12 protein-coding genes are annotated in these 14,284 nt (G+C 58.4%); 5 read left to right on the top strand and 7 right to left on the bottom strand.

What is annotated here, in order from left to right; all coding sequences use genetic code 11:
• Positions 1-3: 3 nt before the first annotated feature.
• Positions 4-1,500 (bottom strand): outer membrane beta-barrel protein, encoded by a 1,497-nt coding sequence (locus G6L01_RS13085; protein ID WP_070166785.1) that lies wholly within the window; start codon positions 1,498-1,500, stop codon positions 4-6.
• A gap of 191 nt (positions 1,501-1,691) precedes the next feature.
• On the opposite strand from G6L01_RS13085, the gene G6L01_RS13080 reads away from it, so the two are divergent.
• Positions 1,692-2,687 (top strand): KpsF/GutQ family sugar-phosphate isomerase, encoded by a 996-nt coding sequence (locus G6L01_RS13080; RefSeq protein WP_070166997.1) that lies wholly within the window; start codon positions 1,692-1,694, stop codon positions 2,685-2,687.
• Between the two features lie 533 nt (positions 2,688-3,220).
• Here G6L01_RS13080 and G6L01_RS13075 read toward each other — a convergent pair.
• On the bottom strand, positions 3,221-3,679 hold the full coding sequence (locus G6L01_RS13075; protein ID WP_070166782.1) for an NfeD family protein: 459 nt from the start codon (positions 3,677-3,679) through the stop codon (positions 3,221-3,223).
• Positions 3,680-3,685: 6 nt separating this feature from the next.
• Complete coding sequence (locus tag G6L01_RS13070; RefSeq protein ID WP_070166780.1) at positions 3,686-4,720, bottom strand: SPFH domain-containing protein; 1,035 nt, start codon at positions 4,718-4,720, stop codon at positions 3,686-3,688.
• 197 nt (positions 4,721-4,917) lie between these two features.
• Between G6L01_RS13070 and queC the strand changes: the two genes are divergently transcribed.
• From queC to queE, 3 genes are read left to right on the top strand one after another with little or no spacing between them, the layout of a single operon-like run.
• Positions 4,918-5,625: a 7-cyano-7-deazaguanine synthase QueC gene (gene queC, locus G6L01_RS13065; RefSeq protein WP_070166778.1), complete on the top strand. Its 708-nt coding sequence runs from the start codon at positions 4,918-4,920 to the stop codon at positions 5,623-5,625.
• Between the two features lie 4 nt (positions 5,626-5,629).
• Positions 5,630-5,986, top strand: coding sequence for a 6-carboxytetrahydropterin synthase QueD (gene queD / locus G6L01_RS13060; protein ID WP_070166776.1), 357 nt, complete (start codon positions 5,630-5,632; stop codon positions 5,984-5,986).
• Positions 5,905-6,744 (top strand): 7-carboxy-7-deazaguanine synthase QueE, encoded by an 840-nt coding sequence (gene queE, locus G6L01_RS13055; RefSeq protein WP_420359818.1) that lies wholly within the window; start codon positions 5,905-5,907, stop codon positions 6,742-6,744. Before queD ends, queE begins: the two co-directional genes overlap by 82 nt.
• 124 nt (positions 6,745-6,868) lie before the next feature.
• On the opposite strand, the gene G6L01_RS13050 is transcribed toward queE, so the two are convergent.
• Positions 6,869-8,917: a methyl-accepting chemotaxis protein gene (locus tag G6L01_RS13050; protein WP_070166774.1), complete on the bottom strand. Its 2,049-nt coding sequence runs from the start codon at positions 8,915-8,917 to the stop codon at positions 6,869-6,871.
• A 398-nt stretch (positions 8,918-9,315) separates the two neighbouring features.
• On the opposite strand from G6L01_RS13050, the gene G6L01_RS13045 reads away from it, so the two are divergent.
• A complete protein-coding gene (locus tag G6L01_RS13045; protein ID WP_070166772.1) occupies positions 9,316-10,347 on the top strand; it encodes an acyltransferase family protein in 1,032 nt (343 codons plus the stop codon).
• A 49-nt stretch (positions 10,348-10,396) separates the two neighbouring features.
• Here G6L01_RS13045 and hemH read toward each other — a convergent pair whose 3' ends face one another.
• The 3 genes from hemH to omp10 all read right to left on the bottom strand — a co-directional run bounded on the left by hemH (position 10,397) and on the right by omp10 (position 14,063).
• Entirely contained in the window at positions 10,397-11,431 is a 1,035-nt protein-coding gene (gene hemH / locus G6L01_RS13040) for a ferrochelatase (protein ID WP_070166770.1), read from the bottom strand.
• Between the two features lie 148 nt (positions 11,432-11,579).
• A complete protein-coding gene (locus G6L01_RS13035) occupies positions 11,580-13,511 on the bottom strand; it encodes a 5'-nucleotidase C-terminal domain-containing protein (RefSeq protein ID WP_070166768.1) in 1,932 nt (643 codons plus the stop codon).
• Positions 13,512-13,694: 183 nt separating this feature from the next.
• On the bottom strand, positions 13,695-14,063 hold the full coding sequence (gene omp10 / locus G6L01_RS13030; RefSeq protein ID WP_070166767.1) for an outer membrane lipoprotein Omp10: 369 nt from the start codon (positions 14,061-14,063) through the stop codon (positions 13,695-13,697).
• Positions 14,064-14,284: the final 221 nt, after the last annotated feature.

Genomic DNA, 14,284 nt, shown 5'->3' with positions numbered 1-14,284 from the left:
CGTTTACCGCCTCAGTTTCAGGCCAACGCCTGCCGTCAGCGTCTTTTCGTCGGAACTGCTGTCACTGGTGGATTTTTCCCAGGTCAGATCGGCAGTGAGATCCAGCCAACGGTTGACCTTGTAAACCAGCCCGCCGCCCGCCGTGTAATACATGCCGGTGCTCTGGTTGCCGCCGCGATAATTGCGCCAGGTGGTGCCGCCCGAAAGCTTGGCAATCAGGTTGTCGCGCAATTCATGGGTCACGGCGGCCGTCAGTGCATAGGCGACATCGCCGCTGACGCCCGCGGTGGTGGATGGTTCGATGGAGGTGGCAAGACCCAGATCGACATTGGTGCCGCGCAACGGTGACCACGCGACATTGCCATCAACAGTCATCGCGCCCAGATCGTCCAGCCGCGTATCATCGAAACTGGCCTGCTTATAGCCAAGGGCGATTTCGCCACTGAGTTTTTCGCCCATGTCCGAGCTGATCCCGGCCTTGGCTCCATAAATATTGCCGGAGCGGCGATAGCCTGCGCTGTCCTGGCTCTGGTCATAACGGGTCTTGCCGGTGGAGACTTCGATAAAGGGCGTTAGTGCCGGTGAGATTTCATAGCCCAGCCGCGAAGACAGTGTGACGGCATTGCGGTTACGGTCGGAATTGGACAGCATGCTGCCGTCGGCAAGCTTGGCATCGGTATAGACCCAGCGTTCGAAATCCAGTCCGAGCGAGCCTTTCAGGGGACCAACCTGCCGTTCCAGCACAGCACCGGCGCTGAACTGGTTGACGCCGGATTGCACCGAGGCATTGCGCACGGCATTGGGGTCGGTGGTGCTTTCGCGGCTGAAGCCATAGCCCGCCGTCAGCCGGGCAGCCATGTCATCGGCAAAATCCAGCCTCAATGCTGCATCGACGCGACCGGAAGGATCGCTGTCGCGGTCGCCGGCAATGCGCTGACGCCATTGCCCGTCGCCGGTAATGACCAGTTGATGGCGTGACCAGTCGGAGGTCAGCGTGCCTTTCAGTCCGTTGTCCCAATAGGTGGTATTCTGCTTGTCGCTGCCGGTTGATTTGCGCTCGGTGCTGATGCCTTGCGACAATTCCGGCCTGAGAATCATCGTGCCGACATGGATGCCGGTGCCGTCATCCTCGGTCTTGCGCAGTTGACGCCGTTCATCGACTGGCGATTCCCTGAGGTTGATCCGGTTGGCGTCCAGTGCGTCATTGGTGATGCGGCGGAAACTGTCGGTATCCAGCGTGTCTTCGCGGTCGTCAGCCCTGGTTTTTGCCGTGGTCGATGACGTAGCGGTGCCTGTTGCCGCGTCGTCGGTGCTGGCTGTGGAGCCGCGCAGGGTCGCAAGGCCCGCGCTTTGCTCAGTCGATCCCGACGTCAGCTGCTGGGAGAGGGCAGGACCCGCCCCAGCCGCGACCAGGCAGGCTGCCAGCAGGCCAGCGGACACCATCGGGCAAAAACCCGCGCTGTGCTGCCGATCAGGGGAATGGGTCTGGCTGTCCGTCATTGCGGCCTGTTGAAATCTGTCTTTCGGCGGTGATGCCATTACCGAAAGGTAAATTCCCATGGTTAATTATTCGTTGCGATCAACGATTTGCACAGGTCAGCTTGCCAGAAACACCGGCCAGTCGTCATTTCTTACAGACTGTAGGCAAGGGTGAATGGACAGTTAAGTTCATTAGCGCTATGGACATTGCCATGAACAAGCTGGCTGTAAAACTCGTGGAAGCAAGCGCCATCAAGGCTGCATTGCGTGTTGTCGCTACCGAACAAAGCGGGCTGGCGGCCCTGGAAGAGGCTTTGGCAGGATATCTTGCCGGGCCGTTTTGCAACGCAATCGATGTTATCGGCAAAAGTTCGGGCCGCGTGATCGTCTCTGGGGTCGGCAAGAGCGGCCATATCGGCGGCAAGATCGCGGCGACCTTTGCCTCGACAGGCACACCGGCTTTCTTCATCCATCCGGCGGAAGCCAATCACGGCGACCTCGGCATGATTGCCCGTGACGACGTGGTGATTGCCCTGTCCTGGGGCGGCGAAAGCACCGAGCTGAACGGCATTCTGTCCTTTACCCGCCGGTTCTCCATTCCGCTGATCGCCATTACCGCTGGTGAGCAATCCACTTTGGCGCGTGAAGCCGACATCGTGCTTTTGATGCCCAAGGTACAGGAAGCCTGCCCGCATGGCTTGGCGCCTACCACCTCCACCATGATGCAGATGGCGCTGGGCGATGCACTGGCGCTGGCGCTGCTGGAAGCGCGTGGCTTCGGGCCGAACGATTTCAAGACCTTCCATCCGGGCGGCAAGCTAGGCGCGATGCTGACCCATGTCGGTGACATGATGCATATCGGTGAGGACGTGCCGCTGGTGCCGGAGGGTACCTCTGTGCCGGAAGCGATCATCATGCTGTCGCAGAAGCGTTTTGGCTGCGTCGGCGTGACCGACAGCGCCAACCGCCTGGTCGGCATCATCACCGATGGTGATATTGCCCGTAACCTCAACCGGAATCTCGGTGAGCGGATGGTGGAAGAGGTGATGACCCGTCATCCAAAGACGGTACACACCGAAACACTCGCTACGACTGCTATGGCAATCCTCAATCAGCACAACATTTCGGCGCTGTTTGTGACCGATGAAGACGGTGTGCCTGGCGGTATTATCCACTTCCATGACCTGCTGCGGATTGGCGTGGCCTGAAAGAGCGGTTTGCCGTTCTCTTTAACGTTACAGGGTGATGGCGGCATTGCCGTTATTGTGCCGTGTTAGCTCGCTTTGAGACAACGGAATGAGTGTTCGAGACAGTTCCACGCATTCCACATGTCCCGGATGGTGGACACAGTCGCAACTGGCGGATTTGATGCGTAGCGCCATGGTTGGCGAGACCGGCCTGTCCCAGGCGAATACAACGCATTTTTCTCCGGACGGCCCGCGGGTTTCCTCGCTTTTCTGCATCTCATAGTTTCCGTACTGGCTCCCAACGCTGTCTCCGACGGCCATGGGTAGGAGCGATTTTGCGTCTATGGATACACAGTTGGTCAAGCCGACAGCGCTGAAGCACACGGCAGCAAACTGCAAGACACGTTTCGTCAAGTCACTCCCGACACCCACGTGCAGTTACCGTGCGTTCTGTCCTGTGAATAGTGACCAACTGAACGATCCAATTGGGATAAAATTGTGAAGTCCCTATAACAAATTCGGCGCCGTATCGGCGCTCGCTATCCTCCTCGTTCCTATGCCGCATCCACCGTCAAATCGCCGCCATGGGCGGCGATGATCTTGACCTGGGTTCCGGCCTCCAGATCCGGTCCTGACACAGTCCAGAACGTATCATCCAACCTGATGCGGCCACGACCCTCGCGGATCGGTTCCTGGAGTGTGGCGGTTCGTCCGACAAGACTTGCTGTGCGCTGGTTGAGCAGCGGCTCGTCGCTGCTTCTGGCGTCGGAGCGTAGATATTTACGCCCGATCAGGATGGCGGCAATTGAAAAAGCGCAGAACACCAGCGCTTGAACCTGCCAGGGCCAGAAGGCATCGCCCCAGAAGGCCAGCGAGAGAAGGCCGGTGGCAATGGCGCCCAGCCCGATCCAGATCATGAACATGCCGGGCATGACCAGTTCGACGGCCAGCAGTGCCAGTCCCAGCACCAGCCAGCTCCACGGTCCCCATTGATCGACCAGCGTGGCGAACATGGCGGTTTATTCCTCCGACTTGGCGAAGGGATTGATCACGGGCGTGGTGCTGACTGCGGTGGTTTTCGGAACGCTTCTGGTGGAGGTGCCAGAGGCACGAGCCGGGTTGGAACTCGCCTGTGGGGCATCGCCGCCAAACACTTCACGGGCGATGGCGCCAATGCCGCTCAGCGAACCGATCAGCGATGAGGCTTCCATCGGCATCAGCACGATTTTCGAGTTGGAGGCGGTGCCGATAGCGGTCATCGCTTCGGTATATTTCTGCGCGACGAAGTAGTTGATGGCCTGGACGTCACCGGCGGCAATTGCCGCCGACACCAGGGCTGTCGCCTTGGCTTCCGCTTCGGCCAGACGCTCGCGGGCCTCGGCCTCGCGATAGGCAGCTTCGCGCTGGCCTTCGGCCTGGAGGATGGCGGACTGCTTGGCGCCTTCGGCCCGCAGAATCTGGGCATTGCGGAAGCCTTCGGCTTCCAACACCTGGGCGCGCTTTTCACGCTCGGCCTTCATCTGGCGGCCCATGGCATCGACCAGATCCTTGGGCGGCTGGATGTCCTTGATCTCGACGCGGGTAACCTTGATGCCCCAAGGGCGCACGGCTTCATCCACCACCCGCAGCAGGCGGTCATTGATGACCTCGCGGTTGGAGAGCAGTTCGTCGAGGTCCATCGAGCCCATGACCGAGCGGATATTGGTCATGGTCAGGTTGAGAATGGCGTTTTCCAGATTGGCGACCTGATAGGCGGCTTCGGCAGCATTCAACACCTGATAAAAGGCCACGGCATCGGCGGAAACGCTGGCATTGTCCTTGGTGATGACTTCCTGGGTCGGAACGTCAAGCACCTGTTCCATCACATTCATCCTGGCACCGATGGTCTCGATGAAGGGTGTGATGATGTTGAGGCCCGGTTCCAGCGTGCGAGTATAGCGCCCGAAGCGTTCCACCGTATAGCGAAAGCCCTGCGGCACGGTCTTGATCCCGGCAATCAGCACCAGGATGACGAAGCCCACCAGGGCAATAACCAGAATATCGAAGCCGGACATATTTTCTCACCACCGCTATTTTGTTGAACCTTATGTAAGCTTGGCCCCACCCCGTTACCAGTGGCATGGCCAATCTAGGGTCGTTCTCGGGGCAATTACCCGTTCGGGCGGGTTTGCAAAGCCTCACTTCTGCGCTATCAGGGCCACGGTTTTCACCACCGGTCGCAGCCTACCCGGAAAAAACAAGGACTAGAACCATGAAAATACTCGTCGTCTGCTCAGGCGGACTCGATTCCGTTTCGCTTGCCGATAAAATGGCGGCGGAGCATCAGCTGATCGGCCTGATCTCCTTCGATTACGGCCAGCGTCATAAAAAAGAGCTGGATTTTGCAGCGCTCGCGGCCAAACGGCTGGGCGTGCCGCACCAGATCATCGACATTACCGCGATTGGCGCCAGCCTGACTGGCTCGGCACTGACGGATGATCTCGAGGTTCCCGACGGCCATTATGCCGAAGAGACGATGAAGATCACTGTCGTGCCGAACCGCAATGCCATCATGCTGGCAATTGCCTTCGGCGTGGCTGCGGCCCGCAAGGCGGATGCGGTGGCCGTTGCCGTGCATGGCGGCGACCATTTCATCTACCCCGATTGCCGACCCGGTTTCATCGATGCATTCCAGACCATGCAGGCCCATGCGCTGGAAGGCTATGCCGATGTCAAGCTGATGGCGCCGTTCGTCACGGTTTCCAAGGCCGATATCGTCACCGAAGGGGCGAAATACGGCACGCCGTTTGACCAGACATGGTCCTGCTACAAGGGCGGTGCGCGCCACTGCGGCCGGTGCGGCACCTGCGTGGAACGGCGCGAAGCCTTTCATCTGGCCGGTGTTACCGATCCAACTGCCTATGAAGATCCGGATTTCTGGGTCAGCGCCACCTCTAGCTTTCAGGCCAGGGAGGTTTGAAACCATGTACCGGATCACCAAGGAGTTTCATTTTTCCGCCTCGCACCAGCTGAAAGGCCTTCCCGCCGATCACCAATGCGCCCGGCTGCATGGGCATAATTACATTGTCGAGGTCGAGCTTTCGGGGGAGGACCTGAACGACCATGGCTTCCTGCGCGATTATCATGAGCTGAAGGTGCTGAAGACCTATATCGATGAGGCCTTCGATCATCGCCATCTCAATGACGTCCTGGGTCACGACAAGACCACGGCGGAATGTCTGGCCAAGCATTTCTACGACTGGTGCAAGCAGCGATTTGCCGAGACCTCTGCGGTCCGGGTCAGCGAAACCCAGAAAACCTGGGCGGAGTATCGTCCGTGACGCAGTCTCAGATTTTGGGCGATGCGGGGCTTAGGGTTAGCGAAATCTTCGGACCGACCATTCAGGGTGAGGGGGTGTTGATCGGCCAGCCGACCGTGTTCGTGCGCATGGGCGGCTGCGATTATCGCTGTTCCTGGTGCGATAGCCTGCATGCGGTGGAAAGCCGCTTTCGCCACGAATGGCTGCCAATGAGCGTCGAGGCGATCTGGTCCGAGGTGGAAAGCCTGTCCGGGGGCGTACCATTGATGGTGTCGCTGTCGGGCGGCAATCCGGCGATCCAGCCGCTGGGCGGGCTGATTGCCCACGGTCATGAGCGAGGCTACCGCTTCGCCCTGGAAACCCAGGGGTCGATTGCCCGCGACTGGTTTGCCGATCTGGATGTGCTGGTGCTATCGCCCAAACCACCTTCGAGCGGCATGGAAACGGATTGGGATGCGCTTTCGCTCTGTCTGGAGAAAGCCGCAGCGCGGGGGCAGCAGAAAAGCCCGCTCACCGTGTTGAAGTTCATCGTCTTCGATGAGGCCGACTATGCCTATGCCCGCGACGCCAGCGCCCGGCATCCGCATCTGCCGGTCTATCTCCAACCCGGCAACCACACGCCCCCGCCGCCGGAAGACGATGACGCGGTCATCGACATGGATGGCATCATGACCCGGATGCATTGGCTGGTGGACCGGGTGGTCGAAGACCGCTGGTTTTCGGCTTGTGTGTTGCCGCAACTGCATGTGCTGCTCTGGGGCAACAAGCGCGGTGTGTGACGGGAGAGCATCGGACCGAAAACCGGTGTCCACTTTGCGTACCAATGCCAACGATCATTCAAAGAATGACCGTTGGCATTGTGTGTCCTGATGAGAAAGCCCTCATCTGAGGAGGATTAGTGTATCAAAACTCCTCCCAGTTATCCCGGGATTGAGCGGCAGCTGCGCCCCCGCCAAAGGCCTTGGCAACGGCCTTGACCCGTTCGCGGGCCGGTGACGGAGCCGGGCTGCGGGCGGTCAGATTTGCGGAGACCGGCTGCGGTGCCCTGCGCCGAGGCTCGGACATCGTGGTTTCAGGCATCGAGCGGCCTTGTTGCCCGGAAATCTTGAAGTGGCTGAGCAGCCCGACCAGGCTCTGCGCCTCGTCGGAGAGCGAATGGGTAGACGCCGAGGTTTCCTCGACCATGGCGGCATTCTGCTGGGTCACCTGATCCATCTGGTTGATGGCGGCATTGATCTCATGCAGGCCGGTTGCCTGTTCCTTGGCCGCATTGGCGATGGAATGGATATGCTCATTGATGGTCAGCACCCGGCTTTCGATCTTTGCCAGCGCTTCGCCGGTTTTTTGCACCAGCTTGACCCCGCCTTCGACCTCCTGACCGGATTTGGTAATCAGCGCCTTGATGTCCTTGGCGGCATTGGCGGAGCGTTGCGCCAGTTCGCGCACTTCCTGGGCCACCACGGCAAACCCCTTGCCGGCTTCACCCGCACGCGCGGCTTCCACACCGGCATTCAGGGCCAGAAGATTGGTCTGGAAGGAAATCTCGTCGATGACGTTGATGATGGTGGAAATTTCCTTGGAAGCATTTTCGATCCGGCCCATGGCGTCCACGGCTTCGCTCACCACGACGGCGGACTGGGCGGCATTTTCCGTGGCTTCCGTCACAATCCGGCTGGCTTCCTGGGCACGGTCCGACGAACTGCGCACCACGACTGTGATCTCATCAAGTGCCGCTGAAGTTTCTTCCAGAGCGGCTGCCTGCTTTTCGGTGCGCATCGACAACTCGTTGGTGGCATTGCTCAATTGGCCGGTGCTGCCGCTGATCGTGTCCGTCTTGTGGCGGATACTGGAAATCGTGTCGCGCAGGCGCTCAAAGGTGGTGTTGACATTGGCCTGCAATTCGCCGAACGCGCCTCTGAACTGGCCTTGCATTTCCTGGCTCAGATCGCCGCTGGCGAGATTGGCGATCACCCGACGGGTTTCCGTCACTCCGCGCTCGACGCTTGCGATCAGCTCATTGATATTGTTAGCGAAACGGTCAAGATTTGGGTCGTCGTAATGTTTGTCGATCCGCTTGCTGAAATCGCCATCGGCGGCTGCTGCGACGACAACGGACATGCTGGATTGCAGGTCATCGCTTTTTGCGCGAAGGGCGGTTTCCTGGGCATTCATGCGGGCGACCTCCTGGCCATTGCGCTTGAAGGTTTCCACCGCCAAGGCCATGTCGCCGATTTCATCCTTACGGGTGGCGCCCGGCACGTCGGTTTCAAAATCACCATTGGCGACACGCTTGATGGCCGCGGTGAGCTGGACGATCGGGCGGCTCAACTGCTTGACGCCGATATAGATCCCGAGGCCGACGCCGATCAGGATGGAAACTGTCGTCACCGAGACGATCAGGATCATCATGGCTGTCTGGAAGCTGGCGACCGATGCCGTGACCTCCTGGAGTTCTTTCTTGTCGGCGCTGACGACGGCATCCACCTCCGTCTGGAAGGCTTTGCGGTTGGCGCGGTTGGCCTCGTTATTGCCCTGCTCATTGGCGGCCTGCGGACTGACTTCTGTGCCCAGACGGACTGTTTCCGTGCGGAATGTCCGGAATTCCGCCGCCTTGGCAACCATGGCTTGGAAGGCCTGCAGCTGGGTTTCCGGTATCATTTTCCGCCAGGTTTGAAGCGTGGCATCCATGTCATCGAGGCTTTTTGTCAGCCCCTTGCCGAACTTGTCGGCATCTTCCTTCGATTTCGCCGCGTAGATACCCCGTGATTCCATCACGACTGAAGTGATCAGGCGGTTGAGCCGCTCACCCTGGAAGGCGCGCTCAGATAGGTTGAGGACCTGTGCGGTCTTGCTGTCATATCGCAATGCCACGAAGATCCCGATCGCCCCAATCAGGGACGCGGCAAAGCCGAGAATGAAAACAAGTAGATATATTTTACCATTAATACGCATAGATTCCTCCTCCGCTGGGCCGCGGCAATCTCTCTCGATAGGTTGAATGTAGGGTGGAACAATTAATTATTGCTTTGATTTGTACCTGTGGATTACACAATCTTTAGATTGTGGAAGCTTGATTTTACAATCAAGATCGCCGTGAATGAACAGTGCGACAGGCAAGGGCGGGGAAGCTCATTTCAATATGGACTCATCAAGAACGGCATTTTAAAAGCAATTTGTATATTTGAAGTATGCAATAGAAATTTTAAGCGGAGTCAGTATCCCACGGTGGCTAAAACGCAGGGTGCTGAAGGGGAACGGGAACTGGTTTTCCCGAAACATGTCTTGAGAATATGAAAATGCAGCCCAGTCAAAGCCATAGGATAACTTCACTTGAAGGTCTGCGAGGTATCATGGCATGGTGGGTGGTGCTCGGGCATGTTTCCTTGACATTCGGCTGGGGCCTGCCAATTGTCGACCGCAATGTCTTGGCAGTGGATGTGTTTATCATCCTGTCCGGCTTCGTGATCGCCCGTCTGATCGACCGCAATGCTGAGCCGCTGGGACTTTATATTGCCCGCCGTGGCTTCCGGCTGTTTCCATTATATCTGGTGGTTCTGGCCCTTTCGACAATGTTGCTGCCGGTGCAGGTTTCCGCCTGGCAGGACATTCCCTTCGCGACGCCGACCAATGCCAACCGGCTTTACCTGGCTCAACAGGGCCTGGAATCGCTCGGTCAGCAGCTTATCGTCCATGTTCCGTTGTTGCAGGGCCTGGTGCCGGATCGCGTGCTCGATAGCGCCCCTTATACGATCGTCGGCCAGGCCTGGAGCATTTCCATGGAGTGGCAGTTTTATCTCCTGGCGCCGTTTTTCCTGTGGGTGTTGGCCAAAAAGCAGCGCTGGCCGCTGGGAGCTGCGGTTTTCCTTTCCCTGATCCTGGCGACGGATCTGCTTCCCGGCGGGTTCGTCGGCTATAAGGCTTCCCGCTTTGCCATCGGCATCTGCAGCTATATGGCCTTCGATCGCAGGCAGGAATGGCGGGGATGGCTGTTGGCAATTCTGGGCTTTGCCGGTATTGCGATTGCCCGCGAAGGGCTTTCACAATTGCTGCCTCTTATGCTTTGGGCCGGTGTCCTGCTCTCGGCAGCGGCCCCCGTCCACCACCTGATGCACCTGCCGGCGCGGCTTCTGGGGTCGGCAATGCCGGTCCATCTCGGGCAGATTTCCTATTCGGTCTATCTTGTTCACATGATCCCGCTTTATGTGTCGATCGCCGTTCTGACCGGATTGGGCGTTTCGAACTCGGTTCTACAGGCCTGTGTTGTGATCTTCACGCTTGTCGCGACTTATCTTCTGTCGCTGGTCAGTTACCTTTTCATTGAAAAGCCGGGAATCGAGCTTGGCGCCCGATTGATCCGACCCGCGGACCTGCAAACCGCGTGATTTTGGTTTAAGGACTTCTACGAGGAGTCATTGAAAATGACTCTTCGTCTCAAACCCAGCCCTGCAACTCCCGGCGCACAACATTTTCCAGTACGCGCATGCCGTCCGGGCTGTCGTTCAGGCAGGGGATATGGGTGAATTTCTCACCGCCGGCGTGGTGGAAGATTTCGCCCGCTTCTCCGGCAATTTCCTCCAGCGTTTCCAGACAATCGGAGACGAAGCCGGGATTGATCACGGCAATACGCTTGACGCCATCCTTGGCCAGTTTTTCCACGGTCTTGTCGGTATAGGGCTGTAGCCATTCCTCAGGCCCGAAGCGGGACTGGAAGGTCACCATCAGCTTTTCCTTCGGCCAGCCCAGCCGGTCGCGCAGCAGCCGCGCGGTCTTGTAGCACTGGCAATGATAGGGATCGCCCTTCATGAAATAGGACTTCGGAATGCCGTGGAACGAGGTCAGCACCAGTTCCGGTTCCCAGTCGAGGCTGGCGAGATGGGATTCGATGGAATTGGCCAGTGCATCAATATAGACAGGATCGTCGCTATATTGCGGCACGGTGCGCAGTGCCGGTTGCCAGCGCATCTTGAGCAATGCCTTGAAGGCTTCGTCATTGACCGTGGCCGTGGTGGCGGCGGCATATTGTGGATAGAGCGGAAACAGCAGGATCTTTTCGCAGCCGGCCTTTTGCAGCGCGTCGATGCGGGATTTGATAGACGGTTGGCCGTAGCGCATCGCCCAATCCACCACGACATTTGGCAGATCGGCAAACGAGACCGCCATTTTCTCGGCTTGGTTGCGGGTGTAAGTCCGCAGATAGCTCTCGTTCAGATCCTTGTTCCAGATTTCGGCATAGGCCTTGCCGACCTTGCCCGGACGGGTGTTCAGAACAATGCCATAGAGGATGGGATACCAGAACAGTCGTGACCATTCGATAACCCGCTTGTCGCTGAGGAATTCCTTCAGGTAGCGGCGCATCGAGGTGTAATCGGTCCCGTCGGGCGTCCCGAGATTGACGAGCAGCACGCCGACCTTGCCGAAATTGACCTTTGGATGTTCGGCAGGAAGATGGTTGACGATCGCGCTCATATTTGGACTTCCCTGGTCAAGAATTCGATGCTGCTGTTACGCTTTTGGACCGAGATGAGATCACTGTCCAGAATGAAAAATGGCCCGGATCGCTCCGGGCCGGACCTTTTGTCGCATGCGGGAGGTTTGGGTCTCCCGCAACTGAAAGTTATTTTGCCGGAACGGTCAGAACCTCACCGATCTCGATATGGTCGGGATGGCGCAGCTTGTTGGCACCGGCAATCTTCTTCCAGTCCTCGCCATTGCCATAGGTGGTTTCAGCGATTTTCCACAGGCTGTCGCCCTTAACCACGGTATATTGGGTCGGCTGAGCGGCGGCAGGCGGTGCGGAAACGGCTGGAGTTACGGGAGCCGGAGCGGCGGGGGCAGGGGTTGCCGGAGCAGGTGCGGCAGGCGCTGTTGGGGCAGGAGCCGGTGCCGTGGCTTGGGCCGCCGTCGCCGTCTTCGGCTGGGCAGCAGGTGCGACATAGCCAGCTGGCGTGACTTCGCTGACGCGGCCATCGGTAAATGGCTTGTAGGGCGAATTCTTGGCCAGGAAGTCAGCTGTCACATCGGCGAGATCCGGGCCATAATCATAGGCATTCTGCCCGGCTGTCGCAAAGATCTTGTAGCCGTCGCCGCCGGTGCGCATGTAATTATTGGTGACGACACCGTAGAGCTTGCTGGTATCGAGCGGTACGAAGCCGTCGCCGTCCTTGACCTGCACGTCAACGATCCGGCTGCCGACCGGCTTGGAACGGTCGAAGCTGTATTTCAGACCGGCAACCTGTGAGAACCGGCCCGCGCCGTCGTCCACCTGGCTCACGCCGTTTTCAAGCGCCGCAATCACGTCGGAGCCCTTGAGCTGGAAGGTCGCAAGCGTGTTCTGGAAGGGCAGGACCGTGATGACGGAACCCATAGTGACCTTGCCGCCGCCGATCGAGGCGCGCAGGCCGCCGCCGTTCTGGATGGCAATGCTGATGCCCTGGCTGCGGGTATGGTCCAGCATGGCCTCGGCCACCAGATTGCCCATGGGGCATTCCTTGGCGCGGCAGGAGGTGGAGGCACCGTCGATAGGTCCGGCGCTTTCACCGATTTCCTTCTGGCGCAATTCCTGGATCGGACCGGCCAGTTCCTTGACCTTGGCGGTCATCGCTTCATCAGGCTTGAATTTCGAATCGATCAGGATCGGATCGCCCTTGGCGCTTTTCACCACGCCGTTATCGTCGAACACCACCGTCAGATCGCCGAGATATTTGCTGTAGGAAGCAGCTGTCACAACCGGCACCTTGTAGCCGCCGGGATTGTCGACCAGCGTCGGATAGGGGCCTTCGGCCTTCGGATCGGTGTTTGACAGCAGCGTGTGGGAATGGCCACCGACCACGACGTCGACGTCAGGGATCTTGGCGATTTCCATGTCACGGTGATAGCCGACATGGGTGAGGGCGATGATCTTGTTGACGCCTTCGGCCTTGAGTTTCTTCACTTCTGTGGTGATGGCAGCAACATCATCGGTGAATTTCACATTCGGTCCCGGCGAGGCGAGTTCGACGGTCTCAGGGGTAACGGCGCCGACAATGCCAATCTTCTGGCCGCCGATCTCCAGGATTGTGGAGGGCTTGAACTTGTCCTTCAACTTCGATTCGGCATTGACTTCCAGATTGGCGACGACGACCGGAAACTGCACCTTGTCGAGGAAGGGACCGATGGCCGTCTCCCCATCGTCGAATTCGTGATTGCCAAGCGTCATGGCGTCGAACTTCAGGATGTTCATTACATCCAGTTCAGCGGTGCCCTTGTATGTGGTGTAAAACAGCGATCCCTGGAAATTGTCGCCGGCATTCAGCGACAGGACATTCTTGCCGGCCAGCGCCGCGCGGGTCTGGTCGAACGCGGTCTTCAGGCGAGCGGCGCCACCGAAGCACTGGTTCTTGCTTTCCTCATCTGCCGAGCAGGTCGAATCATATTTGTTGATCGATTCGATCCGGGAATGGAAATCGTTGATATGCAGGATGTTCAGTTCGAAATCGGCAAAGGCCGCCCCCGACGACAGGATGAGCACCGAGGCGCTCAATAGGCCAAATTTAAATCTTTTTAACATCCGTAACTCCTGATTTCATGGAACACCCGCTCTGGTTACCCCTCTTTTATGACGTTCTTATCGGGCTTTTGCGGAAGGTTGCATGTTTCCATCGTGCTTGGTTTATCGCAAGCGAAAATACGCCAGAACAGCAAAAAGCCGGCCCCATGGACCGGCTTTGCCAAGCGTGGATGCGTTGAAGCGTCAGATTTTGCGGCGTAGCGAGAAATTCGAGCCGGCATCCGTGGTGCAGTTCAGCTGTTCTGGCGAAACCAGCGCGCAATTGACCCGCGACTGGGTCTTGCGCACCAATGAGGTCATGTTGATCTCCACCAGCGTCGGCGAGCTATTGGTATAGGTGCCGGAGGCCAGAAGCGCATTGGTATCGCTGGAGCGGGTGGCAAAGGTGCCGCCCTGGAAGGTGGAAACGATGCCGTTCGGATCGACCCAGGCGCCATCGACGCCCTGCGGCTGCGGCGTATTATACGCGACCTGGCGCGGCGGCGGCGTGCCCACGCAGGATGACACGGCAAAGGCCGCGACGAGCAGAATTGCGATGCTTTTGACCTTCATGACAGTCTCCATCCGGCAGGACATTATGGCCGCCTATGTCTCTGGCCTCTTTCGGCCGCCTCGGCCAGAGAGGTCCTTTACGCTTCATATTCCCGGTTGGTAACAACCGATATCCTGAAATACCGCGAGGGCCGATCAGGTTCCATACTGGCGACCATGCCGCGAAGATCGAACGAAAGCAAGGCTTTCAACCTCTTCCCGGCCACTTGAACACAATCCTG

The organism is Agrobacterium vitis (assembly GCF_013337045.2).
Lineage (GTDB): Bacteria > Pseudomonadota > Alphaproteobacteria > Rhizobiales > Rhizobiaceae > Allorhizobium > Allorhizobium vitis_B.
Note: the sequence above shows the minus strand (reverse complement) of the source record. Positions and strands in the feature narration are given on the sequence as shown.

Excerpts from the sequence above, each read along its gene's own strand:
- G6L01_RS13085 (WP_070166785.1), bottom strand. The coding sequence starts at position 1,500 with ATGACGGACAGCCAGACCCATTCCCCTGATCGGCAGCACAGCGCGGGT.
- G6L01_RS13080 (WP_070166997.1), top strand. The coding sequence starts at position 1,692 with ATGAACAAGCTGGCTGTAAAACTCGTGGAAGCAAGCGCCATCAAGGCT.
- G6L01_RS13075 (WP_070166782.1), bottom strand. The coding sequence starts at position 3,679 with ATGTTCGCCACGCTGGTCGATCAATGGGGACCGTGGAGCTGGCTGGTG.
- G6L01_RS13070 (WP_070166780.1), bottom strand. The coding sequence starts at position 4,720 with ATGTCCGGCTTCGATATTCTGGTTATTGCCCTGGTGGGCTTCGTCATC.
- queC (WP_070166778.1), top strand. The coding sequence starts at position 4,918 with ATGAAAATACTCGTCGTCTGCTCAGGCGGACTCGATTCCGTTTCGCTT.
- queD (WP_070166776.1), top strand. The coding sequence starts at position 5,630 with ATGTACCGGATCACCAAGGAGTTTCATTTTTCCGCCTCGCACCAGCTG.
- G6L01_RS13050 (WP_070166774.1), bottom strand. The coding sequence starts at position 8,917 with ATGCGTATTAATGGTAAAATATATCTACTTGTTTTCATTCTCGGCTTT.
- G6L01_RS13045 (WP_070166772.1), top strand. The coding sequence starts at position 9,316 with ATGGCATGGTGGGTGGTGCTCGGGCATGTTTCCTTGACATTCGGCTGG.
- hemH (WP_070166770.1), bottom strand. The coding sequence starts at position 11,431 with ATGAGCGCGATCGTCAACCATCTTCCTGCCGAACATCCAAAGGTCAAT.
- G6L01_RS13035 (WP_070166768.1), bottom strand. The coding sequence starts at position 13,511 with ATGTTAAAAAGATTTAAATTTGGCCTATTGAGCGCCTCGGTGCTCATC.
- omp10 (WP_070166767.1), bottom strand. The coding sequence starts at position 14,063 with ATGAAGGTCAAAAGCATCGCAATTCTGCTCGTCGCGGCCTTTGCCGTG.